We start from the raw sequence: 26,223 nt of genomic DNA, 5'->3' as shown, positions 1-26,223 counted from the left end.
CTGATGAGTACTGAGCGCGACGTCGCGGCTCACCCCGTGAACCCGGCCCGGCTGACCCTGGACTCCGGCCTCACCGTGCGGCCCTGGGCCGACGGCGACGACCTGAAGCTGCTCCAGGTCTGGGGAGACCCGGAGAACTCGATGCACCACCAGGACCGCAGCCTGCTGCGGCCCTCCTCGAACGAGCCCTGGTCCCGCTGCATCGTGGCCGAGGACGCGGGCCTGCCCGTGGCCGCTGCCACGATCTTCCGCTCCTCGCTGCACCCGGACCGGCTCTCCTTCTACGCCGAGGTCGCCCCGGACCATCGCCGTCGTGGGGTCGGTGCGCAGATGCTGCAGATCCTGGAGGCGGAGGTCCCCAACTGTGCGGTCCAGTCGCTGAAGGCCCGGGTGGCCAAGCGCTCCGCCGCCCAGTGCTTCCTGAAGGACAACGGCTTCACCAAGATCCAGGCCTCCCGCCAGGTGGTCGTCCAGCCAGGCGCCATCTCGCTGCCGGATCTGGACAGCGCGGGACTCGATCTCGAAGACCTCGCCACCGGATCGGTGGAGCTCACCCAGCTGGTCGCGGACTTCTACAACACCGTGCACGCCTGGGACCGCGCCGAGATGACCATCGGCAAGGCGCAGCAGATGCTGCTGGGCCCGGAGACCGGCGCCTCGGGGGCCGTGGTGCTGCGCGACACCTCCCAGGGTGGAGACAACGGCATCCTGGCCTTCGCGATCAGCTACACCTCCGAACGCACCGACGAGCCCGCCGACGTGCTGCTGGGCTGGAACACCGCCCTTGCGGACGCCGACGCCGAGACCGCCTGCCGGGCGATGCTCGCGCTGCTCTCGGCGCACTTCCCGGTCAAGGTCGAGGTCGACGACGCCATGGTGCCGCTGAAGACCGTCACCGATGAGCTCATCGCAGCCGGTGAGGCCGAGTACGACTTCGAGGCGCTCATCTACGCCAAAGACGCAGCCTGAGCGGGGAGCCGATGACCCTCGAGGCCACCGATACCGCCGCGCCCGGTGCCGCCACGCCCGATACCGCAGCGACCGACTCCACGTCGAGCACCCCACTGCTGCCCCCGCTGAACCTGGGACCGATCACGGTGAAGACCCCGGTGGTGCTGGCCCCGATGGCCGGGATCACCAACACCGCTTTCCGACGGCTCTGCCGCGACTACGGCGGCGGACTCTTCGTCAATGAGATGGTCACCGCGCGCGCCCTGGTGGAGCGTCGGCCCGAATCGCTGCGGATCATCAAGCATGAACCCGACGAGGTCCCACGCTCGGTGCAGCTCTACTCGGTGGACCCGGTCACCACCGGCCACGCGGTGCGGATGCTGGTCGAGGAGGGCCGGGCCGATCACATCGACATGAACTTCGGCTGCCCGGTGCCCAAGGTCACCCGCAAGGGCGGCGGCTCCGCGCTGCCCTGGAAGATCCGGCTCTTCGAGTCCATCGTCGCCACCGCGGTGCGCGAAGCCGCCAAGGCGAACATCCCGGTGACGGTGAAGATGCGCAAGGGCATCGACGAGGACCACCTGACCTTCATCGAGGCCGGCAAGGTCGCCCGAGACTCCGGCGTGGCCGCGGTGGCGCTGCATGGGCGCACCGCCCGGCAGCACTACTCCGGGCAGGCCGACTGGTCCGCGATCGCCGCGCTGCGCGAGTCGCTGCCCGACATCCCGGTGCTGGGCAACGGGGACATCTGGTCCGCTGAGGATGCCCTCGCGATGGTGGAGCAGACCGGGGTGGACGGCGTCGTCGTCGGCCGCGGCTGCCAGGGCCGGCCGTGGCTCTTCGGTGACCTCCAGGCCGCCTTCGAGGGCCGGGACGAGCGGCACCGTCCGGACCTGCCGATGGTCTCGGCCACCCTGCTGCGCCATGCGCAGATGCTGGTCCCGTACTTCGACGGCGACGAGCGCAAGGCCATGCAGGACATCCGCAAGCATGTGGCCTGGTACTTCAAGGGCTACGCGGTGGGCTCGCAGCTGCGCACCCAGCTGGTCGCCGTGGAGTCCATGGCGCAGCTCGAAGACCTGCTCGGCCAGCTGGACCAGTCCCTGAGCTACCCCGGGGCCGACGCTGAGGGCCCGCGCGGCCGCGCCGGATCACCCAAGAAGGTGCACCTGCCGCAGGACTGGCTGGAGTCCCAGGAGCTCAATGAGGTGCAGCGCGAGATGATCCAGGCCGCAGAGGTCGACATCTCCGGCGGATAGGGTTGGGTCCATGACTGCGCAGAACGTGGAGCGAGTAGAGGGCGGCTACGCGGCCCTGCGACCGGGATACACCGAGGCCGACGAGGCCCGCTGGGTGCCCGAGCACGGAAAGTCGGTGTACCGCTCCAGCTTCGAGCGGGACCGGGCCCGGCTCCTGCACTCCTCCGCGCTGCGCCGGCTCGGAGCCAAGACCCAGGTGGTCTCGCCCGACGTCGATGACTTCTCCCGCACCCGACTGACCCACTCGCTGGAGGTCGCCCAGGTGGGCCGGGACCTCGGCCGGCTGCTGGGCTGTGACCCCGACGTCGTGGACGCCGCCTGCCTCTCCCACGATCTGGGCCACCCGCCCTTCGGGCACAACGGGGAGACCGTGCTCAATGCGCTGGCCGCCCCGTACGGCGGGTTCGAGGGCAACGCCCAGACGCTGCGGCTGCTGACCCGGCTGGAGACCAAGCGCTTCCACCCCGACGGCCGCTCCGCCGGGCTGAACCTGACCCGCGCCTCGCTGGACGCCGCGGTGAAATACCCCTGGCGCGCCGAGGAGGCTCCGACCCTGCCCGATGGCAGCCGCAGCGCGAAGTTCGGCGCCTATGAGGACGACGTCGAGGTCTTCGCCTGGATCCGCGAGGGGGTCGAGGGTCGGCGCAAGTCCATGGAGGCCCAGGTGATGGACGCCGCGGACGATATCGCGTATTCGGTGCATGACATCGAGGACGGCGTGGTCAACGGCCGGTTCCAGCTGAAGTTCCTCGCCGACCCGCTGCAGCGCCGCCGCGTGGTCCAGACCACCCGGGACTGGTACCTGCCCGAGACCGACCCTGCCCGGATCGCGGCCGCGCTGGATCGGCTCTCCTCGGCGGATTCCTGGGTGGGGGAGTCTGACGGCTCGCGCCGGGCGCTGGCCGCGCTGAAGAACATGACCAGCGAGCTGATCGGACGGTTCTCCCACGCCATCTTCTCCGCCACCCGCGAGGCCTACGGCGACCGCCCGCTGGTCCGCCACGAGGCCGACCTGGTGGTCCCGGAGGAGACTCTGGAGGAGGTCTCGCTGATGAAAGGCATCGCGGCGACCTACATCATGGCCTCCCGGGAGCAGAAGCCGGTCTACGCCAGGCAGCGCGAGGTCATCGAGGGCCTGCATGGTCTGCTCGCCGAGACCGGGGACCAGTTCCTGGAGCCGCCCTTCCAGGCTGACTTCCATGCCGCGCAGGACGACGCCGGCCGGCAGCGTGCGATCATCGACCAGATCGCCTCGCTCACCGACGGCGCGGCGCTGGAGTGGTACGCCACCCTGGTCCACGGCCGCCCGGTGTTCAACCGCCTCTTCGCCTGACCCCCTCCGTTGAGGGGCGGCTGCTTCTCGTTGAGGGGCGGCTGCTTCTCGTTGAGAGGCGGAAACTGCGGGTATCTCATGCGGAAGAGGGGCCGAAGTAGCCGCAGAATCCGCCCCTCAACGGAGAAGAGGGAGGAAGGGCGGCTATTTGCCGATGTCGCCGAGCACGACGTCGAAGGCCGCGAACAGCTCCTCGGCCTCCACGAAGAGGTTCAGATCCGGTTCCCCGGCGCCCATCGCGATCCGCCCGGTGATCGACTCATCGGCGTAGACCGGCCAGGCCTGTCCCTCGGGGGTGCGGGCGCCGAAGGGCGTGATGGTTCCCGGGTGATACCCGGTGGCCGCCACGGCCTCCTCCGGCGCGGTCATCGACATCTTCTTCATCCCCGCCAACCGGCGCAGCTTCGCCCAGTCCACCTGCTTGTCTCCGGGGATCAGCGCCACCACATAGCTGTGCTCGGTGGACGACTGGGTCTTCCTGGCCTTCGCGACCAGGGTCTTGACGATCTCGCGCGGCTCCACGCCGAGATTCTCGGCGGCCTCCTCCAAGCTGGAGGCGGGTCCGCGCTGGACGAATTCGAGGGTCACCGCGCGGGAATCGGCGTCGGCCTGCACCCGCTCGCGTCCGGAAAGCTCAGTCATGATCCCCAGCCTAGCGAGACTTCCTCGCCTCCATCGAGCCGGTCTCGGCACCAGCCCCAGCGCCAGCCCGCGGCACCACTCCGCAACAGCTCTCCACAGCGTCGTGAAACGCAGGTCGGCATTTGGCCCTGCCGAGTAGATTAGAGCCATGGCCGGACTGATCAAACGCGAAGACATCGACGCCGTCCGTGAGCGCGCAGACCTTCGCGAGGTGGTCGAGCAGTACGTGACGCTCAAGGGTGCCGGCATCGGTTCCTGGAAGGGCCTGTGCCCGTTCCATGACGAACGCTCCCCGAGCTTCCACATCCGCCCAGGGGTCGGGACCTTCCACTGTTTCGGCTGTGGGGAATCCGGTGATGTGATCGCGTTCCTGATGGGCATGGACCACACCAGCTTCCAGGAGACCGTGGAGAAGCTCGCCGGCCGGCTGGGCATCGAGCTGCGCTACGAGGACGGCGGCAAGGGCCCCGACAAGGCCGAGATCGGGCGCCGCCAGCGGCTGCTGGACGCGCACAAGATCGCCGATGAGTTCTTCCAGGCCGCACTGCAGAGCCCGGAGGCGCAGACCGCCCGCGAGATGCTCACCGGCCGTGGCTTCACCCGCGAACATGCCGCGCAGTTCTCCGTGGGCTACGCCCCCAAGGGCTGGGACAACCTGCTCAAACACCTGCGCTCCAAGGGCTTCACCGACGAGGAGCTCACCGAGACCGGGATGTTCTCCTCCGGCGGGCGCGGCATCTACGACCGCTTCCGGGGCCGTCTGATGTGGCCGATCCGGAACATGACCGGCAACACCGTGGGCTTCGGCGGCCGCCACCTCTACGAGGACGACAAGGGCCCGAAATACCTGAACTCGCCCGAGACCGCGATCTATAAGAAGTCGCAGGTGCTCTACGGGATCGAACACGCCAAGCGCCACGTCGCCAAGCAGCGCCAGCTGGTGGTCGTGGAGGGCTACACCGACGTCATGGCCTGTCACGTGGCCGGAGTGGAGACCGCGGTGGCCACCTGCGGCACCGCCTTCGGCGAGGGCCATATCCGGATCGCGCGCCGGCTGATCTCCGACGAGGGCGGCGCCGGTGAGGTGATCTTCACCTTCGACGGCGACGCGGCCGGTCAGCAGGCGGCGCTGAAGGCGTTCAAGGAGGACCATATGTTCCTCGCCAAGACCTTCATCGCCGTGGGCGCCGAGGGCATGGACCCCTGCGACATCCGCCAGCACCGCGGCGACGAGGCGGTCCGTGAGCTGATCAGCTCCAAGACCCCGCTCTTCGAGTTCGCGATCCGGGCCAAGCTGCGTGAGTTCGACCTCAACACCATCGAGGGCCGGGTCGGCGCGCTGCGCGCCACCGCGCCGATCGTCGGCGCGATCAAGGACCCGGCCATGCGCCCGGCCTACACCCGCGAGCTGGCCGGCTGGCTGGGAGCCGAGATGGACGACGTCTCCCGGGCGGTCGCCTACGCGCAGAAGCACCAGCCCTCGCCGCACCTGGAGGCGGAGAAGGCCGCCGCCAACAACCAGGGCCAGTCCAATCAGGCTCAGGGGAGCCAGCGCAGCGGCGGCCCGAGCCACGGCGAACCGGACGGGCAGCAGCCGCGCCGAAGCGCCCCCGGCTATCCGCGCCCCGACACCCGTGATCCGGCGGTGCTGATGGAACGCCAGGCGCTGGAGGTGATCCTGCAGCACCCCACCCATCTGACCGCCGAACAGTGGGAGGAGATCTTCACCGTGCGCTTCACCGCCCCGGCGCACCAGGCGATCCACGACGGCGTGCGGATCGCGGCGGCCTCGGCCTCGGATCCGCGCAACTGGGTCCAGGCGGTGCGCGACGAGGTGCCGGAACCGATCAAGTCCTTCGTCTCCGAGCTGGCCGTGACCTCGCTGCCCACCAACAGCGATGAACACCTCGAGAAGTACTGCCAGTCCATCCTCAACCGGCTGGTCGAGCTCAAGATCACCCATCAGAAGGCCAACCTGCTGGGCCGGCTCCAGCGCATGGACGCCGCGCACAACCCCGAGGAGCATCAGGCGCTGAACCGGGAGCTGATGGAGCTGGAGCATCGGCGTCGGGCGCTGCGGGAAGCCGAATGGGGCTGAGCCTCTGCGGTGCTCCTGACCCGTCCGAGGCCCCCCGACTTCGGGGCCGCCACCAGGCTTGATAACGTGTTGCCTCGGACACAGTGAGCGCAGCCACCTCGTGGTGCTGCGGCAGACCGCGAAGTTCAGCAGCAGGACACGTTCAACAGCAGGACAGGTTCAACAGCAGGACAAATTCATCAGCGTGACGATGGGGTCACGTGAAGCATCCGAGAAGGAGATTCACATGCCCCAGGAAACCCCCTCCGCCGCGCAGGCGAGCTCACCGGCCACCGGCAGCATCACCCGCGTCCAGGCCACCCACGAGGTGCCCGACGCGATGCGCCGCGACGTCAGCCTGCTCGGCGGTCTGCTCGGCCAGGTGCTTCAGGAGTACGGCTCCGAGGGTCTGCTCGCCGACGTCGAGGCGCTGCGTGAACTGACCATCGCCGCGCTGGAGGACACCAGCGGCGAGACGCTGGCGCGCGCCGAGGAGCTGGTCTCCTCCTTCTCCGCCGAGCGGGCCAAAGAGGTCGCCCGCGCCTTCACCTCCTACTTCCTGCTGGCCAACCTTGCCGAGGAGCAGCACCGGGTGCGGACCCTGCGCACCCGCGACGGGGAACTCCCGCTCGCCCAGCAGCAGCCCACCGATTCGGTGGCCGCCGCCTTCACCCACCTCGCCGACGAGGTCGGGGAGCGCGAGGCCGAGCGCCGGCTCAAGGAGCTGCGCTTCCACCCGGTGCTCACCGCGCACCCCACCGAGGCCCGGCGCAACGCGATCACCGCCTCGGTCCGCCGCATCGGCGCGCTGCTCGACGTGCGCGACGACCCGCGGGTCGGACCCACCGAGCTGGCCAAGAACCGGCGCGAGCTCCTCGAAGAGATCGACAACATGTGGCGCACCGCCCAGCTGCGGGTCTCCAGCCCCTCACCGCTGGACGAGGTCCGCACCGCGCTGGGGATCTTCGACTCCTCCTTCTCCTCGGTCTTCGTCCAGGCCTACCGCCGGATGGACGACTGGCTCCAGGGCGAGGCCTCCGGCGCGCAGGCGCCCAAGGCGCCGGCGTTCATCCGACTGGGCTCCTGGATCGCAGGAGACCGCGACGGCAACCCCAACGTCACCGCCACCATCACCCGTAAGGCCGTGGCGCAGGCCGCGGACCGGGTCCTGGCTGACCTGGAAGAGCGTTCCCGCCGGACCGGAATGTCGCTGACCCTCGATGACCGCTACACCCCGCCCAGCGCCAAGCTCGAGGCGCTGTGGAACCGGCAGCGACAGCTCTCCGAGGACCTCGCCGAACAGGCCGCTCAGCACTCGCCCGGCGAGCCGCACCGTCGGGTGCTCCTCGCGATCACCGGACGGATCCAGGCCACCCGGGAGCGCAACGCCGATCTGGCCTACGCGGTCCCCGAGGAGCTGATCCAGGACCTGCGCGTGGTCCAGGACTCGCTGGTGGAAGCCGGCGCGAACCGGGCCGCCTACGGTGACCTGCAGGAGCTGATCTGGCAGGTCCAGACCTTCGGATTCCACCTCGCCGAGCTCGAGGTCCGCCAGCACTCCAAGGTCCACGCCCAGACCCTGGCCTGGCTCGAGGACCCCGCCTCGGTGGAGAAGATGGCCGTGCCCGGGGAAGAGGTGCTGGAGACCTTCCGCGCCATCGCCTCGGTGCAGCAGCGCTATGGGGTCGACGCCGCCCGGCGCTATATCGTCTCCTTCACCCAGTCCGCGCAGAACCTCGCCGACGTCTACACCCTGGCTGAGAAGGCTCTCGGCGGAGCCGAGAACGCCCCGGTGCTCGATGTCATCCCGCTCTTCGAGACCTACGAGGACCTGCGCAACGCCCCCGAGATCCTCGAGGAGATGCTGACCCACCCGGCCGTCCAGGCCCGGCTGGAGCAGACCGGCCGGCGCATGGAGGTCATGCTGGGCTACTCCGACTCCGCCAAGGACGTCGGACCGGTCTCCGCCACCCTCGCGCTCTACGAGGCCCAGGAGAAGATCTCCGCCTGGGGGATCAAGCACGACATCACACTGACCCAGTTCCACGGTCGCGGCGGTGCGCTGGGCCGTGGTGGTGGTCCCGCGAACCGGGCGATCCTCGCGCAGCCCCCGCACTCGGTGGATCTGCGCTTCAAGGTCACCGAACAGGGCGAGGTGATCTCGGCGCGCTACGGCAACCCGGAGATCGCGCTGCGCCACATCGAACAGGTCGCCGCGGCCACGCTGATGGCCTCCGCGCCCTCCACCGAGCGGCGCAACGCCGAGGCGGCTCAGCGCTACTCCGGGCTCGCCGAGCAGATGGACTCCGTCTCCCGGGAACGCTTCCACGGCCTGGTCAACGCCGAGGGCTTCGCCCCCTGGTTCGCCGAGGTCACCCCGCAGGACGAGGTCGGGCTGCTGGCCATCGGCTCCCGTCCGGCCAAGCGTGGACTCTCGGTGGAATCCCTGGAGGACCTGCGTGCGATCCCGTGGAACTTCGCCTGGGGCCAGGCGCGGATCAACCTCACCGGCTGGTACGGCCTGGGCAGCGCCCTGGAAGCCGTGCAGGATCTTGCGCAGCTGCGCCAGGCCTACGCCGAATGGCCGCTGTTCCGCGCGCTCATCGACAACATCGAGATGTCGCTGGCCAAGACCGACCGGCGCATCGCCGAGCGGTACCTGGCGCTGGGAGACCGCGAGGATCTCACCGCCGTGGTGCTCGAGGAATTCGACCTGACCTCCAAGTGGGTGCTCGCCATCACCGACCAGCCGCGCCTGCTGCAGAAGCACCAGGTCCTCGGCCGGGCGGTGCAGCTGCGCAACCCCTACGTGGATGCGCTCTCGCTGATCCAGCTGCGCGCCCTGCGGGTCCTGCGCTCGGGCAAGCTCACCGACGAGGAGATCGATGATCCGCGCAACCTGCTGCTGATCACGCTCAAGGGTGTCGCGGCCGGGCTGCAGAACACCGGCTGAGCCGGCCGCCGGTCGCGGCGGGACCCGGGTGGCTAGGATTGAGGGATGACAGTCTCCTCGGCGAACCCCCTGATCAATCCGGACCTCGACCCCGCGCAGGCCGATCCGCACATCTGGCTCGAAGAGGTCACCGGCGACCGCGCGCTGGACTGGGTGCGCGAGCGCAACGCCCGCGCCGAGGAGCGGATCCAGGACGAGGCGTTCGACCCGCTGCGCACGCAGCTGCGCGAGATCCTCGACGCCTCCGACCGGATCCCCGGGGTCACCAAGCGCGGCGAGCACCTCTACAACTTCTGGACCGACGCGGAGCACCCGCAGGGACTCTGGCGGCGCACCACCGAGGACTCCTACCGCAGCGAGGCCCCCGAGTGGGAGACCCTGCTGGATCTGGACGCGCTCAGCGCCGAGGAGAACGTGACCTGGGTCTGGCACGGTGCCGAGGTGCTGCGCCCGCATGGCGGCGAGGATTCCGGCGCCGCGGTGTGGCGCCACACGCTGATCTCGCTGTCCCCGGGCGGCTCCGACGCCGACGTCACCCGTGAGTTCGACCTGGTCACCCTGCGCTTCATTCCGGAGTCCGACGGCGGGTTCCACCGGCCGCAGGGCAAGGGCGGACTGAGCTGGATCGACGCGGACACCGTCTATCTGACCCACGACGACGGCGAGGACGCCGTGACCAGCTCCGGCTACCCGAGGGTGGCCCGGCGCTGGCACCGCGGCACCCCGCTCACCGAGGCCCAGGAGGTGCTCAGCGTCGAGGCGGACCATATGACCGCCGTCGTCGGCTACGACAGCACCCCCGGGTTCGAGCGGCACTTCGGGGTGCGGCTGCTGGGCTTCTACGACCGGGAGACCTATCTGATCGACGCGGACGCGCAGGACGCGATGACCCGGATCGAGGTGCCCACCGACGTCTCCGTGGGCTTCCACCGGGACCTGATCCTGCTGCGCCCGCGCACCGACTTCACCCACCACGGGGTGGCCTACCGCGGAGGCAGCCTGATCGTCGGCGACGCCGCGCGCTTCCTCGCCGGTGAGCCCGAGCTGCGGGTGCTCTTCGAACCCACCGAGGCGGCCGCGCTGCTGGGCGTGACGCTCACCCGCGAATGCGTCCTGGTGACCATCCTGGAAGACGTGATCCACCGGGTCGAGGCCCATTGGCGCGAGGCCGGCCAGTGGCGGGTCGGCGCCGCCTTCGGTGAGCTGCACGGCTCGCTGAGCGTGGCCGCGGTGGATGAGGAGGAGTCCGAGGAGGTCTGGGTCACCAGCAACGACTGGATCACCCCCACCAGCCTCTACCGCGGCAGCCTCGAGGGTCTGCGCCTGGGGCAGCCGGTGTCCCTGGAGCTGATCAAGCAGGCGCCGGAACGCTTTGAGGCCGATGGCCTCGCCTCGGTGCAGAGCTTCGCCACCAGCGAGGACGGCACCCGCGTTCCGTACTTCCTGATCGGGCGGGCCGACGCGGTCCAGGCCGCGGAGACCCCGGACCCTGCCACGGTCTCCGGGGCCGCCCAGATCGCCGGGCCCGAGCCGCACCCCACCATCCTCTACGGCTATGGCGGATTCCAGATCTCGCAGACCCCGAGCTATCTCGGGCTCGCGGGCAAGGCCTGGCTGGAGGCCGGGGGAGTCTTCGCCGTGGCGAACATCCGCGGCGGCGGAGAATACGGGCCCGGCTGGCACCACGCGGCGCTGAAGGAGAATCGGCACCGCGCCTACGAGGACTTCGCCGCCGTCGCGCGGGACCTGGTGAGCACCGGGGTGACCACCGTGGAGAAGCTCGCCTGCCGCGGCGGCTCCAACGGCGGACTGCTCACCGGCAACATGCTCGCCCAGTACCCCGAGCTCTTCGGGGCCGTGGTGATCCAGGTGCCGCTGCTGGATATGCGCCGCTTCGCCCAGCTCCTCGCCGGGGCCTCCTGGCGCGCGGAGTACGGCGACCCGGAGACCGTCGACTGGGAGTTCATGCAGAGCTTCTCGCCGTATCACCTGGTGGCCGAGGGTGTGGACTATCCGCCGGTGCTGCTGACCACCTCCACCCGGGACGATCGGGTGCACCCCGGGCACGCCCGGAAGATGACCGCCGCGCTGGAGCAGCTCGGCGCGGACGTCACCTACTGGGAGAACACCGAGGGCGGCCACGGCGGCGCGGCGAACCCGGAGCAGCAGGCGAGGATGAACGCGCTGATCTACCGCTGGCTCTGGCAGCAGCTGGGCTGAGAGGGGGTTCCCTTCCGCCGCCGGAAGACTAGACTGGAGCCGTCCAAACGGGCTTCCGGGGCCTCGCCGACTCGTGCGGCGGGTGCCGCCGCAGACTGAGTCAGCACCAATTCCAGGGGGATCGCCGCGCATGAGTGTGCCAGCCATTGAAACGCGCGGGCTGGTCAAACGGTTCGGCAGCACCGCCGCGGTGGACGGGATCGACCTGGACATCGCCCAGGGCGGCATCTACGGCGTGCTGGGTCCAAACGGGGCCGGAAAGACGACTGCGATCCGGATGCTGGCCACGTTGCTGCGCCCCGACGCGGGGGAGGCCCGGGTGCTGGGCCATGATGTCTTCACCGAGCCCAAGACCATCCGCGAGAAGATCGCGCTCACCGGGCAGTTCGCCTCGCTGGACGAGGATCTCACCGGGATCGAGAACCTGATGCTGCTGGGCCGGCTGCTCGGCTACAGCTCCCGACAGGCCAAGTCCCGCGGCATGACCCTGCTGGAGGCCTTCGGTCTCACCGAGGCCGCCAACCGTCAGGTCAAGAAGTACTCCGGGGGCATGCGTCGCCGCCTCGACATCGCCGGCTCGCTGATCGTGAGCCCGCAGCTGATGTTCCTGGACGAGCCCACCACCGGGATCGACCCGCGCAGCCGCAATCAGGTGTGGGACATCATCCGCACTCTGGTGGCGGGCGGCACCACGATCCTGCTGACCACCCAGCACCTGGAGGAGGCCGACCAGCTCGCTGACCGGATCGCGGTCATCGACACCGGCAAGGCGATCGCCGAGGGGACCCCCGGGCAGCTCAAGGCTCAGGTCGGCACCGGCGCGCTGAAGGTGCGGGTGGCGGACCCGGCCCGCCGTGAGGAGGCCGCCGAGATCCTGGGACGCACCCTGATGACCGAGGTCCTGCGCGAATCAGACCCCTCGGCGCTGACCGTCCGGCTTGAAGACGAATCGCGCGCGGCCTCGGCGCTGCTCGCCCTGCAGGACTCCGCCCTGGCGGTGGAGACCTTCGCGCTGGGCCAGCCCAGCCTGGACGAGGTGTTCCTCGCCCTGACCGGCCACAAGACAGCTCACGAGGCGACTGACGGGGAGACCGCAGACGCACAGGAGGAGGCGGCGTGACCACCACGGCGCAGGACCAGAACCAGCGGATCAGGAGCGTGCTGGTCCCGGCAGATCAACGACCGGCCCCGGCGGGCGCGATCAGCGCCTCGCTGACCTATGGCTGGCGGGCGCTGCTGAAGATCAAGCACATCCCCGAGCAGCTCTTCGACGTCACCGTCTTCCCGATCATGATGACCGTGATGTTCACCTATATCTTCGGTGGAGCCATCGCGGGCTCGGTGGACGGCTATGTGCAGTTCCTGATCCCCGGGATCTTCGTGCAGACCATGATCATGATCACCATGTACACCGGCCCGACGCTGAACCGGGACATCTCCAAGGGCGTCTTCGACCGGTTCCGTTCGCTGCCGACCTGGCGCCCGGCGCAGCTGGTGGGCGCGCTGCTCGGGGACCAGATCCGCTACATCCTCGCCGGCACGATCATCCTGGGCGTGGGCTTTGTGATGGGCTTCCGGCCCGAGGGCGGCCTGACCGGGGTGATCACCGCGTTCCTGCTGCTGCTGGTGTTCAGCTTCAGCCTCTCCTGGGTCTGGACGGTGATCTCACTGCTGGTGCGCACCGAACAGGCCGCGATGGGCATCTCGATGTTCATCATGATGCCGCTGACCTTCGCCTCGAACATCTTCGTGGATCCCGAGACCATGCCGAGCTGGCTGCAGGGCGCCGTGGAGGTCAACCCGGTCTCGGTGGTGGTGACCGCGATCCGCGAGCTCATGGCCGGCGTCGGGCAGTTCTCCTCCGTCACCCTGGTGCTGGTCTACTGCGCGGTGCTCATCGGGGTCTTCGGCCCGCTCTCGATGTACTTCTACAACCGCAAGAGCTGAGCGCTCGCGCCCGGTCGGACTCGGCGGAGGCGACTCACTTGATGAAGCGGATGGTCAGCGGGTAGCGATACGGGCGACGGTTGTACGCCGCGACGGCCGCCAGGATGCTGAACACCACGGAGAGCAGCCAGGCGAGGAACAGGATCAGGAAGCCGATCAGGATGATCGTCGTCGCCGCCCCCACCAGGTAGGCGATGAACAAGGTGATCTGGAAGTTCAGCGCCTCCTTGCCATGATCGTCGAGCATTCGGCTGCGCTGGCGGAACACCAGCCAGAGCACCAGCGGCACCAGCCAGGACAGGAAGACCCCGCCCAGGTGCATCGCCACGCCCCAACCCTGCTCCTCGCCCGCGCTCACCGGCACGCCCGGCGCGCCGCTGGGTCGAGCCGACGGCTGGCCGGGCCCCGCCCCGGCGGGGTGCGTCCCCGGGCTGCCGGGTGCCGTGACCGGCTCCCTGGGCACCTTGTGCCACTGACCATCGGGACCCTGCTGCCATTCACCATCGGCACCTGAGGGGTGGGTGGGCTGACTCATGATTCCTCCAGGGTCTGGTGCAGGTCTGGTGCAGGTCTGGCTCCTGGGGCCGCCGTGGGCGGGCCCGTGGAGATCAGCGTAGTCTCCGCGCGCCATGATCGATACGGTGGAGGACATGTCTGCTGCATCCGAGGCTCCCCCGATTCCCGAAGAAGTCCTCACCCTGGCCCGGGCCGCCCGTCGAGTCGCGGTCTTCAGCGGCGCCGGGATCTCCGCGGAGTCAGGCGTGCCGACCTTCCGCGAGGTCCAGGCCGGCCTGTGGGAGCGGTTCTCCGCCCAGGATCTGGCCACCCCGGAGGCGTTCGAGAACGATCCCGCCCTGGTGCACACCTGGTACCGCTGGCGCGCCGGGCTGATCCAGCAGGTCGCACCCAACCCCGGCCATCGTGCCCTCGCCCAGTGGCAGCAGGCGCTGCGCGAAGCCGGGGGCAGTCTCAGCATCGCCACCCAGAACGTCGATGACCTGCACGAACGTGCCGGCGCCGAGGTCCTGGCGCATCTGCATGGAAGCATCACGGCCCACCGCTGTGCCGACTGTGAGGCCCCGGTGGAGCTGCCGGCGTCACGCTACGACGGCGCCGCCGCGCCCAGCGAGCCCGAGGACGCCCCGCTGTGCCAGGTCTGCGAGCAGGGGCTGATCCGGCCCGGTGTGGTCTGGTTCGGCGAACCCCTGCCGATGGCGGCCTTCGACGCCGCGGCAGAGGCGATGCGCGCCGCGGACCTGATCCTCGTGGTGGGCACCTCTGGACTCGTCCAGCCGGCCGCCTCGCTGCCGCTGCTCGGGATGGAACGCGGAACGGCGCTGATCGAGATCAATCCCGAGCCCACCGAGCTCAGCGACGCCATGCACCATCGGCTGCGCGGCCCGGCGGGGGAGCTGCTGCCGCTCCTGGTCGAGTCGATCACCGGCGAAGAGTTGGGGACGACCGAGGTGACGCCGCCGGACCGCACTCGATGAGCCTGTGGGAATCGGTGCTCCTGGGAGTGATCCAGGGGCTGTTCATGTTCATCCCGGTGAGCTCCTCCAGTCATCTGGTGCTGGTCCAGCAATGGATGGCGGCCGAAGGCTCACCCCTGCCGTCTCCGGACACCCCCGAGATGATCCTCTACAACCTGGTGGTGCACCTGGGCACGATGGTCTCGGTCACGGTGGTGATGTGGCGACCGCTCAAGCGCCTGGTCCAGGGCATCTGGCGCGAGTTCGGGCTGTGGCGCCGACGTCGGACGCTCCGGCACCTGATCCACCTGCGGCTCGCGCTGCTGGGCCTGATCACCACCGCGATCACCGGCGTGCTGGGCCTGCTCATCCGGGCCTACGGCACCGATGTCTTCACCACCCCCTGGGCGGTGTCACTGATGCTCCTGGCCACCGGGATCGTGCTGTGGTGGTCGGACTCGGTGAAGACCACCTGGCGCGGCGCCGCGCAGATGACGGTGATGGTCGCCGTCGTGATCGGGCTGGCCCAGGCGGCGGCGCTCTTCCCCGGGCTCAGCCGCTCCGGGCTGACCATCGCGGCAGCGCTCGCGCTGGGCATGCACCGGCGTCTGGCCGCGCAGTTCAGCTTCTTCGTGGCGATCCCCACGATCGTGGCCGCCACCGGACTGCAGTCGTTGAGCCTGCTTGACCCTGCCAGCTTCGAGGGCGGACTGTCCCTGGGCTGGGAGGACTACGCGCTGGGCTTCCTGGTCTCCGCCGTCGTCGGGGCGGGGGCGCTGTGGATGGTGCTGCGCCTGCTCTACCGCGGGCATTTCAAGGTCTTCGCGGTCTACGTGGTGGGACTGGCGCTGTTCGTGCTGATCACCCAGCCAGAGCTCAACGACGCCCCGCCGGTGGACGAGCTCCCGCTGGATGAGCAGCAGCTGAACCTGCAGCAGCAGTGAGCACCGGAACCCGCACGCAGGCCGCGGGATAGGCTGGTCCCATGCTGTGGCTCTATCTGCTCGCCGTGGTCCTGCTCGCACTCGTGGTGGCCGCTCTTCTGGGCCGTTGGGAGGGTGCGGCGGTGCCCGAGGAGGCCACCGATCTCGGGGACTCCGATGTGGATGCGCTGCTGCTGCGCGAGCCGGCGCGGCCGATCACTGCCGATGACCTCCAGGAGGTCCGTCTCGACTCGGCCCTGCGGGGCTACCGGATGGATCAGGTGGATCGTCTGCTCGACGCGCTGGGGGAGCAGCTGCGGGAGCTGCAGGGACTCCGGTCGGAACCGACCTCGGGCGCCCCAGGGATCATGCCCGAGCCTTTAATCGACAGGCCCGAGGGCACCACAGAACCTGAGCGGGGTCGCGCAGATCCCGCTCATGCCGCGCCTGACAAGGATCTAAGCTCCCCCTCACCGCCGGATCCGAGGGTCTGATTTGCTCAGGTGAAGTGACATTCCTCGCAGATGCGAGATAATGGAATCAGTTCAAGCGCTGGATCTTTGCATCGGGCATGGACATGCACGCTCAAGAACTTCGGAAGGGATGCACTCGATGGCTGCAATGAAACCGCGCACTGGCGACGGTCCGATGGAGGTCACTCAGGAGGGCCGCAGCCTCATCATGCGGGTGCCGATCGACGGAGGGGGCCGTCTGGTGCTGGAGATCAACAACGAAGAGGCCCAGGCACTCAAGCAGTGCCTGATCAAGGCCGTCGGAGAATGACCTTCGGTTCAGGCCGGTCGCGCACAGCGCGGCCGGCCTGAACTGCATCCCGGCTCCTTCTGCTGCCGAGGCCTTTCAGCGCCGTGCAGCCACCAGGAGGCCTGTTCCGGCTCCCAGCATCGCGGTCCGGAGCCGATCCTCCTCGAGCACCAGGCGCTCCAGCTCCCGCATCCGCTGGGTGGTCTCCTCGCGCACCGCAGGGCGGGGCAGCCGGTCATGGTCCAGCGCGTCGTTGACGATCAACAGTCCCGAGGGGCGCAGAAGCCGGATCGCCTGAACGGCGTATTCCACGGCATGCGTGGCCTCGGCATCGACGAACACCAGGTCATAGCCTCCGGTGGTCAGCCGTGCCAGCACCTGTTCCGCCCGGCCGGTGATCAGCCGGGTCCGCGCTGAGGCCAGCCGAGCGTCCCTGAAGGTCTCCCTGGCCGCCTGAATATGGTCGGCTTCGTAGTCGATGCTGGTCAGTACGGCATCCGGGGTCGCGCCTCGGAGCAGCGCCAGCGAGGAGACGCCGACGCCGGTGCCGACTTCGACCAGGGCCTGGGCCCTGGTGCTCGCGGCGAGCACGGTCAGCAGCGAGGCCACCCCTTGGCTCACCGGCTGCACACCGAGGCTCTCCGCGCGACGTCGAGCCTGCAGGAGCGCGGGCTCCTCTTCGGTGTGCTGTTCCGCGTAGGCCCAGCTTGAATGTTTGGCCGACTGCTGGGGGTGCTGAGCTTTCATGGGACCTTATCTGCGAGCGGATGGATGAACCGGGCGGCACGAGGCTTGACCATCCGGAGGATCGTCGCTTCTCGGAGCCGTCCTTCTGCTTCCGAGCCTGACCGATCTTCAGAAGAATTTCAGCTTCTGCACAGTTCTAGCCTTCATGATAGTCAGGATGACCAGGCACGATCGAAGCACTCCGGCCGTCCCCGGAGCCAGCAGCTCAGAGTCACACCGCAGCTGGCATCGCGGAGCGGTCGCCAACGAAGCCACTCGGCCACGCGCCGGGTGGCTTGTGGTGTTGGCCCTGCTGGTGCTCGCGATGCTGGGAGTCCTGATGTTCGTCGCCGCATGGGTCGTCGGCGGTCGGGCGCTCCCGCAGATCAATTCGGTGCAGTCGCTGCTGCCGCAGGGGGCGCAGTCCAGCCTGCAGGAGGCGGAGGTGTCCACCGACGGCGCCGCCGACGCCCCGCTGACCAGTACCGACCTGAACCTGATCCCGGTGGACGCCTCCGATGCCACGCTTCCGGGGGCTCCGGAGAGCACCGAGATCCAGCAGATCCCGCTGGAGAGCCTGAATGCGCTCAAGAGCCTGGGCTGGTCGGTGCCGCACCTCTCGGGATTCGGCCTGACCACCGAATACGCCGAGACCGGAGTGGTCGAGGACATCCGCACGGTGCAGCTGCGGCTCACCGACGGTGAGCATCGGCTGGACATCTCGGAGACCCGGCCCGAGGAGTCCGGTGTCGAGCTCGCGGCCCTGGAATCGAAGCTCGAGGGCGTGGTGGACACCTCGGCGGCCGTCCAAGAGACCCTCACCCTGCGCACCGGTGACGAGTGTGAGCTCTTCATCTCCGAGGAGGCTCAGGAGTGGACCGCGGCCATGGAGAGCGGACGGGTCCAGTACGTGGTGACCTCCGATCTGCCGGCCGAGACCGCCGAGCAGATCTCCAACTGGGTGATGGCCACCGACCGCTCCCGGGTGCAGGTGCTGCCGATCGTCCCCACCGGCTCCGAGCGGCTTGAACGCGGCTTCGAGGAGCTGCTCGCCTGGCTCACCGACTGAGCCGGCGCTGACGGTAGGGTTGGGCTGTGCCTGGAATCAACGCCTACGAGTTCGTGATCCTGATCGTTCTCGCGCTCGTCATCCTCGGACCCGAGCGGCTCCCGCAGTATGCCCGGAACCTGGCCCGCTGGGCGCGTCAGGCCCGGGACATGGCCGAGGATGCCAAGGGTCGGTTCAAGGAGGAGACCGGCACCGACTTCGACGACGTCGACTGGAAGCGCTACGATCCCCGGCAATACGATCCGCGCCGAATCATCCGTGACGCGTTGAGCAACGAGTATGGCGAGGATCTCCGCGAGGCCCGGACGGCCGTGACCGGCACCCTGGACTCGGCTCGGGCGGCTACAGACCCTCGTGAGCTCTTCCGCAGCAAGGACCCGGCCAGCCCGGGGCAGGCGCCGTCGAGTGGGGGAGTCCCTCGGTCGGTGACGCGCTCCTCGGGTGCCGTCGCCGCCGGCATGGCAGGAGCGGGGAGGAGCACCACCGAGGCTGAGTCCGCCTCCTCGGCGGCCGATCAGGCCGACGTCGCCCAGGTGGCACCCTTCGACACCGAAGCCACCTGAGGTCGCTCCGGGATCAGGCGGGGCTGAACGGGAGCTTGCGCCCGCTCATTCCGCGCGGCGCCACCGCCAGCCGCGCGGCGATCCCGCGCAGCGCGGCCCCGGCCGGGGAGTCCGGAGCCGAGAGCACCACCGGCTCCCCGTCGTCGCCGGCCTCCCGCAGGCTCATGTCCAGCGGCACGGAGCCCAGCAGCGGGACCTCGCTCTGAAGCGCCGCGCTGAGCCTCTCGGCCACCAGCTGACCTCCGCCGGAGCCGAAGAGCTCGAAGCTGGAGCCGTCGGGCAGGGTCATCGGGCCCATGTTCTCGATCACCCCGGCCACCCGTTGCTTGGTCTGGGAGCTCAGCGCGCCCGCCCGCTCCGCCACGTTGGAGGCCGCGGCCTGCGGGGTGGTGACCACCAGCAGCTCCGAGCCGGGCAGCAGCTGCGCCACCGAGATGGCGATATCGCCGGTGCCCGGGGGCAGGTCCAGCAGCAGCACGTCGAGATCGCCGAAGTGGACATCGGTGAGGAACTGCTCCACCGCGCGGTGCAGCATCGGACCACGCCAGGCCACCGCCTGGTTGCCCTCCACGAACATCCCGATCGAGATGGTCTTCACGCCGTAGGCCACCGGCGGCAGGATCATCTCATCGAGTCGGGTGGGTCTATCGGTGATGCCCATCAGGTCCGGGACGCTGAATCCATGGATGTCTGCATCCACGATGCCGACCTTCAGGCCCTGCGCCGCCATCGCGCAGGCCAGGTTCACGGTGACCGAGGACTTGCCCACCCCGCCCTTGCCTGAGGCCACGGCATAGATCCGGGTCAGATTCTCCGGCTGGGCGAAGCGATTGACCTTCCCGGTCTCACCGCCGCGCAGGTGCTCCTTCAGCGCGGCGCGCTCTTCGGGGGTCATCACGCCCAGCTGGACCGAGGCCGTGGAGACCCCCTCGGCGCGCACGGCGGCGGCGGTCACGTCCTCGACGATCCGGCTGCGCATCGGGCAGGCCTCGATGGTCAGCTTGACCCCCACCTGCGCGGCGCCGGCGTCATCGACGCTGATCTCGCCCACCATGCCGAGCTGGGTGATGGGCAGGCGCAGCTCCGGATCGATGACCTCGTTCAGGCGCTGGCGGATGCGTTCGGTGATGGCGGGATCAGACACCGCCCCAGTCTACGAGCCGGGAGCGCATCGGGGGCACCGGTGGCTGGAGGGCTCCGCCACAGGGGTCCGACCTGAGATGATGGAGAAATGTCGATGAATGCTGGAACCACTGCAGGCGGAATGTTCACCGGGGGACTGCCTCGCGGCGAGCTGCTGGGCCGCTACCGCTCCTACGAGGATGCGCAGAAGGTGGTGGACCATCTCACCGCCGCCGAAGACTTCGACGTGAAGGCGCTGACGATCGTGGGCAATGACCTGCGTTCGGTGGAGCACATCCGGACCCGGCTGACCTACCCGCGGGTCGCGCTGGGCGGGGCCGCCCAGGGTGCGATGTTCGGAGCCTTCATCGGCCTGATCCTCTACCTCTTCAGCCCGGAGGCCAGCCTCTACAACTTCGCCTTCTCGGTGGTGCTGGGCATGGCGATCTGGATGATCATCGGAGTGATCGGCTTCGGCATGCGCAAGGGCAAGCGCGAATACGCCTCCTCCTCCCAGCTGGTGGCGACCACCTTCGACGTGGTCTGCGAATTCTCCGCCGCTCAGCGTGCCCGCCAGCTGGTCCCTGGAGCCGCGGTGATGAGCCTCAACGCCTCCAACGATCCGACCTCTCAGCCCTCCGCCCGGCTCACCTCTTCACCGCCGACCTCCACACCCGCCCCGCAGGCAGCGGGCCACCAGGCCCAGCGCCAGCAGGCCCAGGGCCAGCAGGCCTCGAGTCGGCCGGAGTCCGATCGGCAGGGTGCCGGGGATCATGGTGCCGGAGATCGGGAGTCCGATCAGGCGAGCGCGTCTTCCCCAGCGCCCCAGGCGCCGGTCGCCGCGTTCAACGACCTTCCCGATGGCCGGCCGCGCTATGGCGTGCGCATGCCCGCCGCCGAAGAACCGACGGCGCACACGCCTGAGCCCGAGGAGCCGGCGGAGCAAGGCGAGTCCGAGCCGCCCACCCGGCCGGAGCAGTCCACCCGGCCGGAGTAATCCCGGCCAGAGCAGCCCACCGGCCAGACCAGGCCGGACCGGAGAACGGCCCGCGCAGCTGAGGCCCTGACCCGTCGAGCCGCAGGAACCCTCCGGCACACGCAGAAGCGCCCCGCACATCCGATGCTCCTGTGGAGCTCGGACGTGCGGGGCGCTTTTTCAGCTGTTGCCAACTCCGTGCGGTGGCGGCTCCGTCAGGAACCGTTCTTCGCGCCGGAGCGGCTCAGGCTGAGGCGGTTCAGACGGTCTTGCGACCGCGGCGACCGGTGATGGCCTGCCAGATGAAGGCCACCAGCACGCCGCCACCGATGGCGAAGAGCCATGTGGGCAGATCGAAGAACGAGTCGTTGACGTTGATGCCGAAGGCGGCGGAGGCGATGAAGCCGCCCAGCAGTGCGCCGAGCACACCGGTGATCAGCGCGGCGATCCAGCCGCCGGCCTGCTTGCCGGGCAGGATGGCCCGAGCGATGGCGCCGGCGATGAGGCCCAGTACGAGCCAAGCAATAATTCCCATGGTGTTCCTCCTATGAATTCTGAACCTGACAGGTTCGTCTTAATCCAGCGTAACGCCTGTCAGGAAGTAGTCAGGAACGCCACACGCCTGACAAACATCGCTTTCATCACAGTCGATCAGACGCTTTAGCATACTTCTCAACCGTTGAAGAACACCGTCCTCAGGAACTCCAGATTCCCTGCATCCACTGCTCGATCTCCTCCGCGGAGCGCGGCAGGGCGGCGGAGAGGTTCTCCGCGCCGTCCTCGGTGACCAACACGTCATCTTCAATGCGGATACCGATGCCTCGGAACTCCGCCGGCACCGCGAGATCCTCATTCTTGAAATAGAGGCCGGGTTCGATGGTGAAGACCATTCCGGGTTCCAACACCCCGTCGAGGTAGAGCTCACGTTTCGCCTGCGCGCAGTCGTGGACATCCAGGCCAAGGTGGTGGCTGGTGCCGTGTGGCATCCACCTGCGATGATGCTGGCCGGTCTCCTCCAGCGCCTCCTCGAGGCTGACCGGGAGCAGGCCCCAGTCATCAAGATGCTCCGCGAGCACCCGCACCGCGGCGGTGTGGATGTCCCGGAACCTGATCCCGGGCCGGACCACCGCGAAGGCGGCATCCGCCGCGGCCAGGACCGCGTCATAGATCTTGCGCTGGTTGGGGGAGAACTCCCCGGTGACCGGAAGCGTGCGGGTGATGTCGGCGGTGTAGAGCGAGTCGGCCTCGACTCCCGCGTCGAGCAGCAACAGGTCTCCGCGTCGCACGGCACCGTGGTTGCGGATCCAGTGCAGCACGGTGGCGTTGTTCCCGGAGGCCGCGATCGTGTCGTAGCCGAGGTCGTTGCCCTCCAGGCGCGCGCGGGCGAAGAAGGCTCCTTCTACGATCCGTTCGCCCCGCGCGTGCTCTGCCGCTCGGGGCAGGACCGCGACGACGTCGTGGAAGCCGGCGATGGTGGCCTCCACCGAGACCCGCATCTGGGAGATCTCCCAGGCGTCCTTGACCAGGCGCAGCTCCGAGAGCGCCTCAGCGAGCTCGCCGTCGTAGGCGTCGGAGGTCTCCAGGTCCACGGTGGTGTTGATCCGGGAGGTGTCCACCAGGGCGTCCACGTCCAGGTCGACCTCGCGCAGCAGCCTGATCCGGGTGCCGCCGAACTCCACCGGCCCGGCGTTCTTGGTCACGGCCACCTCCAGGGCGCCGGCGTCCTCGGTGCGCAGCCCGAGCCGCTGGGAGAACTCCTCCAGCCCGGGCCGGGGCCCGATCCAGAACTCCCCGTGCCGCGCGTCGGCGTAGAACTCCTGAGTGTCCCGACCCGCCATCGGCTTGAAGTAGAGCGTGGCCTCATGCCCGGAGCCGTGATCTCCGGTGCCGTCCTCCACCGGTTCAAAGACCAGCACCGCGCCGGGTTCGTGGTCCACACCGAGCCCGGAGAGGTGCGCGAAGGCGGAATGTGGCCGGAACCGGTAGTCGGTGTCATTGGAGCGGACCTTGTGCGGCCCCGCCGGGATCACCAGCCGCTCGTTGGGGAACTGCGCGGAGACCGCGCTGCGGCGCGCGGCCGCATGCTCGGCGACCTCATCGCGCTCATGCTGGACCGGCTCCGCCGGGGCCCAGCTGGAGGCCATGAACTCCTTGAACGCCTCGGAGGTGGGTCGCTGCGAGCGGTTGTTCACCCGGTCCCCGAGCTCCTGCGCGTCAGCGGGGGTGAAGCCGACTGCGGAGGCGCCGGCGACGACGTCGAACTCTTCATGCTTGTCTGAACTGGTCATGGAATCCAGTCTAGGCGGGCCCGCCCGCTGAGGCAGGTGCGCGGCGCCGGTCCTGCCGTGGGCTGGCCGGTAGGCTTGAGGCCATGAGCGTGGACCTGCACACCCATTCACACGTCTCCGACGGCACCGAGTCTCCCGCCGCGGTGATCGCCGCTGCGGCGGCCGCCGGACTGCAGGGGCTCGCGCTGACCGATCACGACACCACCTCCGGCTGGGACGCGGCGATCGCGGCCGCCCGGGAGCATCGGATCACCCTGCTGCCGGGCATGGAGATCACCACGCTGACCGAGAACGGGGTCAGCGTCCACCTGCTGAGCTACCTCCATGACCCGCGGCACCCGGGGCTCGCCTCCGCGGTCGCGCAGGCCCGGGACGGTCGGCTGCACCGCGCGCGACGGATCGCTGATCGGCTCTCGGTGGACTTCCCGCTGACCTGGGAGACCGTGGAGCAGCATGTCAGCGCGGGAGCCACGGTCGGGCGCCCGCACCTGGCCGACGCCCTGGTCGGGATCGGCGCTGTGGCGGACCGGCAGGAGGCCTTCGATCACCTGCTGCATGCGGCCTCGCCCTACTACGTGGGTCAGGACAACATGCACCCGGCGACGGCGATCCGGCTGGTGCGCGCGGCCGGGGGAGTGCCGGTGCTGGCCCACGGCATGGCCTCGGCGCGCGGTCGCACGGTCAGCGCCGAGCAGCTCGAGGATATGGTCGCCGCCGGTCTCGCCGGCGTGGAGGTCTACCACCGGGACAACCCCGAGCCCGGCCGTGAGGTGCTCCGCGAGCTCGCGGCCCGCCACGACCTGCTCATCACCGGCTCCTCGGACTACCACGGGACCGGCAAGGACAACCTCCTCGGGGAGAACACCACCCCCTGGGAGACGGTGGAGGCGCTGTGTGCGCTGGCCACCGGGAGCGAGCCGATCCGCCCCAGGCGCCGCTAGACCCCTAGACCCCTAGACCCCTAGCCCCTTAGGTCCTGGCGGGTGTGACGCCGTTGGGTGTGTTCCAGCAGCACCGCGGCGCTGGCGGCAGACCACGCCTGCGGTCGGCAGGCCGCCGGATAGGGCACCGGGTCCTGTCCCACGGGCTCCCCGGCGATCAGCTCCGGGAAGCGGTGCTGGCTGCGCGCGCTCAGCCGAACCAGCGCGTCGAAGACCTGGTCGGCCTCCTCGGTGTAGCCGCCCTGCGCCATGCCGCGCAGGATGATGGCGGTGTCGTGGACCCACACCGAGCCGGTGTGATATCCGGTGGGGTTATAGGCCGGGTTCTCTGCCGAGAGCGTCCCGATGCCGAAGCGACGCAGCATGTCCGGACGGGTGAGCCGCTCGACGACCAGCTTCTCCTCCTGATCGCTCAGCAATCCGGTGCCCAGTGCGTGGCCCATGTTGCTGCCCACTCCATCGATGGGGTCTCCGACGGCGTCGAGGCCCATCGCCAGGTAGCGCTCACCGTCGCGCTCGACCCAGAAGCGCTCGCGGACCCGCTGGGCCAGGGACCGGCCCCAGGTCCTCCAGTCCTGTGCCCCAGCTTCACCCAGGGCGTCGAGCAGCTCGGCCGCGCCATGGGCGGCCTGGACCGCATAGGCCTGGGCCTCCAGCAGGGCGATGGGTGCCGGGGCGATGGAGCCGTCGGCCCGGCGCATCGAATCGCCGGAGTCCTTCCAGCCCTGGTTGCTCAGCCCCTTGCCGCTGTGATCGACATAGCGCAGGAACCCGTCGCTGGAGGCGTTCACCGCCTCGGCCTGCCAGTCCAGGGCCGCGCGCAGGGTCGGCAGCAGCTCGCGGACCTCGCCGAGGTCGAGCCCGGCCTGCCAGGCCTCATGCAGCAGCACGATCCACAGCGGGGTCGCATCGACCGTGCCGTAGTAGACCGTGGGGAGCTCCATCTCGCCGTGGGCGTAGATCTCACGGCGCACCTCATGGAGCATCTTGCCGGGCTCGGCGGCCGTGGCCGGGTCGGCTGAGCGGGCTTGGCGTCGTGCCAGCGTCCGCAGCGTGCCGCGGGCGAGGCCCGGGCTGTAGGGCAGCATCATGCGGGCCACCCAGATCGAGTCGCGCCCGAAGAGGGTCAGGTACCAGGGGGTGCCGGCGGCGGCGTAGACGTCCTCCGGGGCCTCTGGATCCCTCTGCAGCAGGTGCTTCAGGTCGCTGAAGTTGGTCTGGATCAGATCCCGCCAGGCGTCGTCACCGGTCACCTCGAGACCGTCCCAGTCACATGCCGCGGCTCCGGAGTCGGCGTCGTGGGCGCTGGCGCGGGTCCGGATCGCCTCGAAGCGCAGGCTCACGGTGGTGCTCTGCCCAGGGTTCAGCCGCAGCGGCCAGGTCTGCCGGAAGCGACTCGGGTCCAGCTGCTCCACCGCCTGCGGTGCAGGGCTCGGGTGCACGGTGGTGCGGTGGCGTGCATCCTGCCAGAAGACCTGATCCTGGAGCGTGATCGAGGGGGCGGCGCCGGTGACCTGGCCGCCCTTGACCTCGGAGAGGTCGATGCCGTCGGCACCCACGGTCACCAGCAGGTCGGTGATGACCGGTTCCGAGGCGCGGGAGCTGACCGTGATCTCCACGAGCAACTCATGCAGTCCGACGTGGGTCTTCTGGTGCACATCCACGGTCGGGTCGGCTCCGGGATCTCCCAGGTGCCGAGCCGCGCCCCAGAAATGTGAGGTGGGCCCGGAGCTGGAGGCCGCGACCGGCACCGTGTCCTGGGTCGAGAGGCTGGCATGCAGGCTGCGCAGGATCCGGCGATCATCGACGATCCATCCGGTGGCGCCGTCGCCCATCTGGCCCGATCTGGTGCTCAGCGCCGTCGCCGGGCCGTTCACGGCGATCTCCAGATCGTGCAGCCAGGGTTGCTGTTCGGACATGAGAGCTCCAGATCTTTGCTTCGTCTTGACAGGCGATCGCCGCCGGTCCATTATGACTTGGGACACATTATGAACGTTCA

The 26,223-nt window shown here is 69.3% G+C and carries 23 protein-coding genes; 16 read left to right on the top strand and 7 right to left on the bottom strand.

All coding sequences use genetic code 11. The annotated features are described in order from the left end of the window. Positions 1 to 3 precede the first annotated feature (3 nt). From I2487_RS01985 to I2487_RS01975, 3 genes are read left to right on the top strand one after another with little or no spacing between them, the layout of a single operon-like run. Positions 4 to 969, top strand: coding sequence for a GNAT family N-acetyltransferase (locus I2487_RS01985; RefSeq protein WP_207170527.1), 966 nt, complete (start codon positions 4 to 6; stop codon positions 967 to 969). 11 nt (positions 970 to 980) lie between these two features. After that, positions 981 to 2,210 (top strand): tRNA dihydrouridine synthase DusB, encoded by a 1,230-nt coding sequence (gene dusB / locus I2487_RS01980; RefSeq protein ID WP_207170528.1) that lies wholly within the window; start codon positions 981 to 983, stop codon positions 2,208 to 2,210. Between the two features lie 10 nt (positions 2,211 to 2,220). After that, positions 2,221 to 3,543, top strand: coding sequence for a deoxyguanosinetriphosphate triphosphohydrolase (locus tag I2487_RS01975; RefSeq protein WP_207170529.1), 1,323 nt, complete (start codon positions 2,221 to 2,223; stop codon positions 3,541 to 3,543). Between the two features lie 144 nt (positions 3,544 to 3,687). Here the strand turns inward: I2487_RS01975 and I2487_RS01970 are convergent, their stop codons facing one another. Further along, positions 3,688 to 4,185, bottom strand: coding sequence for an aminoacyl-tRNA deacylase (locus I2487_RS01970; RefSeq protein WP_207170530.1), 498 nt, complete (start codon positions 4,183 to 4,185; stop codon positions 3,688 to 3,690). A 148-nt stretch (positions 4,186 to 4,333) separates the two neighbouring features. On the opposite strand from I2487_RS01970, the gene dnaG reads away from it, so the two are divergent. From dnaG to I2487_RS01945, 5 genes are all read left to right on the top strand, one after another. Then, positions 4,334 to 6,283, top strand: coding sequence for a DNA primase (dnaG, locus tag I2487_RS01965; RefSeq protein WP_207170531.1), 1,950 nt, complete (start codon positions 4,334 to 4,336; stop codon positions 6,281 to 6,283). Positions 6,284 to 6,509: 226 nt separating this feature from the next. Continuing rightward, positions 6,510 to 9,215 carry a phosphoenolpyruvate carboxylase gene (locus I2487_RS01960; protein ID WP_207170532.1) on the top strand — a complete coding sequence of 902 codons (2,706 nt, stop codon included), beginning with the start codon at positions 6,510 to 6,512 and terminating at the stop codon, positions 9,213 to 9,215. Positions 9,216 to 9,260: 45 nt separating this feature from the next. Further along, positions 9,261 to 11,435, top strand: coding sequence for a prolyl oligopeptidase family serine peptidase (locus I2487_RS01955; RefSeq protein ID WP_207170533.1), 2,175 nt, complete (start codon positions 9,261 to 9,263; stop codon positions 11,433 to 11,435). Between the two features lie 130 nt (positions 11,436 to 11,565). After that, a complete protein-coding gene (locus tag I2487_RS01950; protein WP_207170534.1) occupies positions 11,566 to 12,555 on the top strand; it encodes an efflux ABC transporter ATPase subunit, DrrA-related in 990 nt (329 codons plus the stop codon). Continuing rightward, the gene (locus tag I2487_RS01945; protein WP_207170535.1) at positions 12,552 to 13,382 is read left to right on the top strand and encodes an ABC transporter permease; all 831 of its coding nucleotides are present in this window, start codon (positions 12,552 to 12,554) and stop codon (positions 13,380 to 13,382) included. The genes I2487_RS01950 and I2487_RS01945 overlap by 4 nt, the downstream gene beginning before the upstream one ends. A 34-nt stretch (positions 13,383 to 13,416) precedes the next feature. On the opposite strand, the gene I2487_RS01940 is transcribed toward I2487_RS01945, so the two are convergent. Then, positions 13,417 to 13,917 carry a DUF4870 domain-containing protein gene (locus I2487_RS01940; RefSeq protein WP_207170536.1) on the bottom strand — a complete coding sequence of 167 codons (501 nt, stop codon included), beginning with the start codon at positions 13,915 to 13,917 and terminating at the stop codon, positions 13,417 to 13,419. A gap of 115 nt (positions 13,918 to 14,032) precedes the next feature. On the opposite strand from I2487_RS01940, the gene I2487_RS01935 reads away from it, so the two are divergent. The 4 genes from I2487_RS01935 (at position 14,033) to I2487_RS01920 (ending at position 16,560) form a co-directional block, all read left to right on the top strand. Next, complete coding sequence (locus tag I2487_RS01935; protein ID WP_207170537.1) at positions 14,033 to 14,875, top strand: SIR2 family NAD-dependent protein deacylase; 843 nt, start codon at positions 14,033 to 14,035, stop codon at positions 14,873 to 14,875. Next, positions 14,872 to 15,798, top strand: a complete 927-nt coding sequence (locus tag I2487_RS01930; protein WP_207170538.1) for an undecaprenyl-diphosphate phosphatase — start codon at positions 14,872 to 14,874, stop codon at positions 15,796 to 15,798. The genes I2487_RS01935 and I2487_RS01930 overlap by 4 nt, the downstream gene beginning before the upstream one ends. Before the next feature lie 41 nt (positions 15,799 to 15,839). Continuing rightward, complete coding sequence (locus I2487_RS01925) at positions 15,840 to 16,271, top strand: DivIVA domain-containing protein (RefSeq protein WP_207170539.1); 432 nt, start codon at positions 15,840 to 15,842, stop codon at positions 16,269 to 16,271. A gap of 118 nt (positions 16,272 to 16,389) precedes the next feature. Beyond that, entirely contained in the window at positions 16,390 to 16,560 is a 171-nt protein-coding gene (locus tag I2487_RS01920) for a DUF3117 domain-containing protein (protein WP_084479395.1), read from the top strand. A gap of 75 nt (positions 16,561 to 16,635) precedes the next feature. On the opposite strand, the gene I2487_RS01915 is transcribed toward I2487_RS01920, so the two are convergent. Further along, complete coding sequence (locus I2487_RS01915) at positions 16,636 to 17,286, bottom strand: O-methyltransferase (protein WP_207170540.1); 651 nt, start codon at positions 17,284 to 17,286, stop codon at positions 16,636 to 16,638. Between the two features lie 157 nt (positions 17,287 to 17,443). On the opposite strand from I2487_RS01915, the gene I2487_RS01910 reads away from it, so the two are divergent. Continuing rightward, entirely contained in the window at positions 17,444 to 18,334 is an 891-nt protein-coding gene (locus tag I2487_RS01910) for a hypothetical protein (protein ID WP_207170541.1), read from the top strand. A 26-nt stretch (positions 18,335 to 18,360) separates the two neighbouring features. Further along, on the top strand, positions 18,361 to 18,897 hold the full coding sequence (locus I2487_RS01905) for a twin-arginine translocase TatA/TatE family subunit (RefSeq protein ID WP_207170542.1): 537 nt from the start codon (positions 18,361 to 18,363) through the stop codon (positions 18,895 to 18,897). Positions 18,898 to 18,910: 13 nt separating this feature from the next. Here I2487_RS01905 and I2487_RS01900 read toward each other — a convergent pair whose 3' ends face one another. Further along, positions 18,911 to 20,041: a P-loop NTPase gene (locus tag I2487_RS01900; protein ID WP_207170543.1), complete on the bottom strand. Its 1,131-nt coding sequence runs from the start codon at positions 20,039 to 20,041 to the stop codon at positions 18,911 to 18,913. A gap of 93 nt (positions 20,042 to 20,134) precedes the next feature. Between I2487_RS01900 and I2487_RS01895 the strand changes: the two genes are divergently transcribed. After that, positions 20,135 to 21,016, top strand: coding sequence for a YflT domain-containing protein (locus I2487_RS01895; protein WP_207170544.1), 882 nt, complete (start codon positions 20,135 to 20,137; stop codon positions 21,014 to 21,016). Between the two features lie 238 nt (positions 21,017 to 21,254). On the opposite strand, the gene I2487_RS01890 is transcribed toward I2487_RS01895, so the two are convergent. Together I2487_RS01890 and I2487_RS01885 are read right to left on the bottom strand one after the other, a co-directional pair. Next, positions 21,255 to 21,530: a GlsB/YeaQ/YmgE family stress response membrane protein gene (locus I2487_RS01890; RefSeq protein ID WP_207170545.1), complete on the bottom strand. Its 276-nt coding sequence runs from the start codon at positions 21,528 to 21,530 to the stop codon at positions 21,255 to 21,257. A 160-nt stretch (positions 21,531 to 21,690) separates the two neighbouring features. Beyond that, complete coding sequence (locus I2487_RS01885; protein WP_207170546.1) at positions 21,691 to 23,283, bottom strand: aminopeptidase P family protein; 1,593 nt, start codon at positions 23,281 to 23,283, stop codon at positions 21,691 to 21,693. An 83-nt stretch (positions 23,284 to 23,366) separates the two neighbouring features. Here I2487_RS01885 and I2487_RS01880 point away from each other — a divergent pair, with 83 nt between their 5' ends. Continuing rightward, a complete protein-coding gene (locus I2487_RS01880) occupies positions 23,367 to 24,224 on the top strand; it encodes a PHP domain-containing protein (RefSeq protein WP_207170547.1) in 858 nt (285 codons plus the stop codon). Between the two features lie 20 nt (positions 24,225 to 24,244). On the opposite strand, the gene I2487_RS01875 is transcribed toward I2487_RS01880, so the two are convergent. Continuing rightward, complete coding sequence (locus I2487_RS01875; protein WP_207170548.1) at positions 24,245 to 26,143, bottom strand: MGH1-like glycoside hydrolase domain-containing protein; 1,899 nt, start codon at positions 26,141 to 26,143, stop codon at positions 24,245 to 24,247. Between the last annotated feature and the right edge of the window lie 80 nt (positions 26,144 to 26,223).

It is taken from the genome of Nesterenkonia sp. E16_10, from assembly GCF_017347085.1.
Taxonomy (GTDB): Bacteria; Actinomycetota; Actinomycetes; order Actinomycetales; family Micrococcaceae; genus Nesterenkonia.
The sequence above is the reverse complement of the archived record's forward strand: the minus strand, read 5'-3'. Positions and strand labels throughout refer to the sequence as shown.

Coding starts and splice junctions, on each gene's coding strand:
- I2487_RS01985 (WP_207170527.1), top strand. CDS start 4: ATGAGTACTGAGCGCGACGTCGCGGCTCACCCCGTGAACCCGGCCCGG.
- dusB (WP_207170528.1), top strand. CDS start 981: ATGACCCTCGAGGCCACCGATACCGCCGCGCCCGGTGCCGCCACGCCC.
- I2487_RS01975 (WP_207170529.1), top strand. CDS start 2,221: ATGACTGCGCAGAACGTGGAGCGAGTAGAGGGCGGCTACGCGGCCCTG.
- I2487_RS01970 (WP_207170530.1), bottom strand. CDS start 4,185: ATGACTGAGCTTTCCGGACGCGAGCGGGTGCAGGCCGACGCCGATTCC.
- dnaG (WP_207170531.1), top strand. CDS start 4,334: ATGGCCGGACTGATCAAACGCGAAGACATCGACGCCGTCCGTGAGCGC.
- I2487_RS01960 (WP_207170532.1), top strand. CDS start 6,510: ATGCCCCAGGAAACCCCCTCCGCCGCGCAGGCGAGCTCACCGGCCACC.
- I2487_RS01955 (WP_207170533.1), top strand. CDS start 9,261: ATGACAGTCTCCTCGGCGAACCCCCTGATCAATCCGGACCTCGACCCC.
- I2487_RS01950 (WP_207170534.1), top strand. CDS start 11,566: ATGAGTGTGCCAGCCATTGAAACGCGCGGGCTGGTCAAACGGTTCGGC.
- I2487_RS01940 (WP_207170536.1), bottom strand. CDS start 13,917: ATGAGTCAGCCCACCCACCCCTCAGGTGCCGATGGTGAATGGCAGCAG.
- I2487_RS01935 (WP_207170537.1), top strand. CDS start 14,033: ATGTCTGCTGCATCCGAGGCTCCCCCGATTCCCGAAGAAGTCCTCACC.
- I2487_RS01930 (WP_207170538.1), top strand. CDS start 14,872: ATGAGCCTGTGGGAATCGGTGCTCCTGGGAGTGATCCAGGGGCTGTTC.
- I2487_RS01925 (WP_207170539.1), top strand. CDS start 15,840: ATGCTGTGGCTCTATCTGCTCGCCGTGGTCCTGCTCGCACTCGTGGTG.
- I2487_RS01920 (WP_084479395.1), top strand. CDS start 16,390: ATGGCTGCAATGAAACCGCGCACTGGCGACGGTCCGATGGAGGTCACT.
- I2487_RS01915 (WP_207170540.1), bottom strand. CDS start 17,286: ATGAAAGCTCAGCACCCCCAGCAGTCGGCCAAACATTCAAGCTGGGCC.
- I2487_RS01910 (WP_207170541.1), top strand. CDS start 17,444: ATGACCAGGCACGATCGAAGCACTCCGGCCGTCCCCGGAGCCAGCAGC.
- I2487_RS01895 (WP_207170544.1), top strand. CDS start 20,135: ATGAATGCTGGAACCACTGCAGGCGGAATGTTCACCGGGGGACTGCCT.
- I2487_RS01890 (WP_207170545.1), bottom strand. CDS start 21,530: ATGGGAATTATTGCTTGGCTCGTACTGGGCCTCATCGCCGGCGCCATC.
- I2487_RS01885 (WP_207170546.1), bottom strand. CDS start 23,283: ATGACCAGTTCAGACAAGCATGAAGAGTTCGACGTCGTCGCCGGCGCC.
- I2487_RS01880 (WP_207170547.1), top strand. CDS start 23,367: ATGAGCGTGGACCTGCACACCCATTCACACGTCTCCGACGGCACCGAG.
- I2487_RS01875 (WP_207170548.1), bottom strand. CDS start 26,143: ATGTCCGAACAGCAACCCTGGCTGCACGATCTGGAGATCGCCGTGAAC.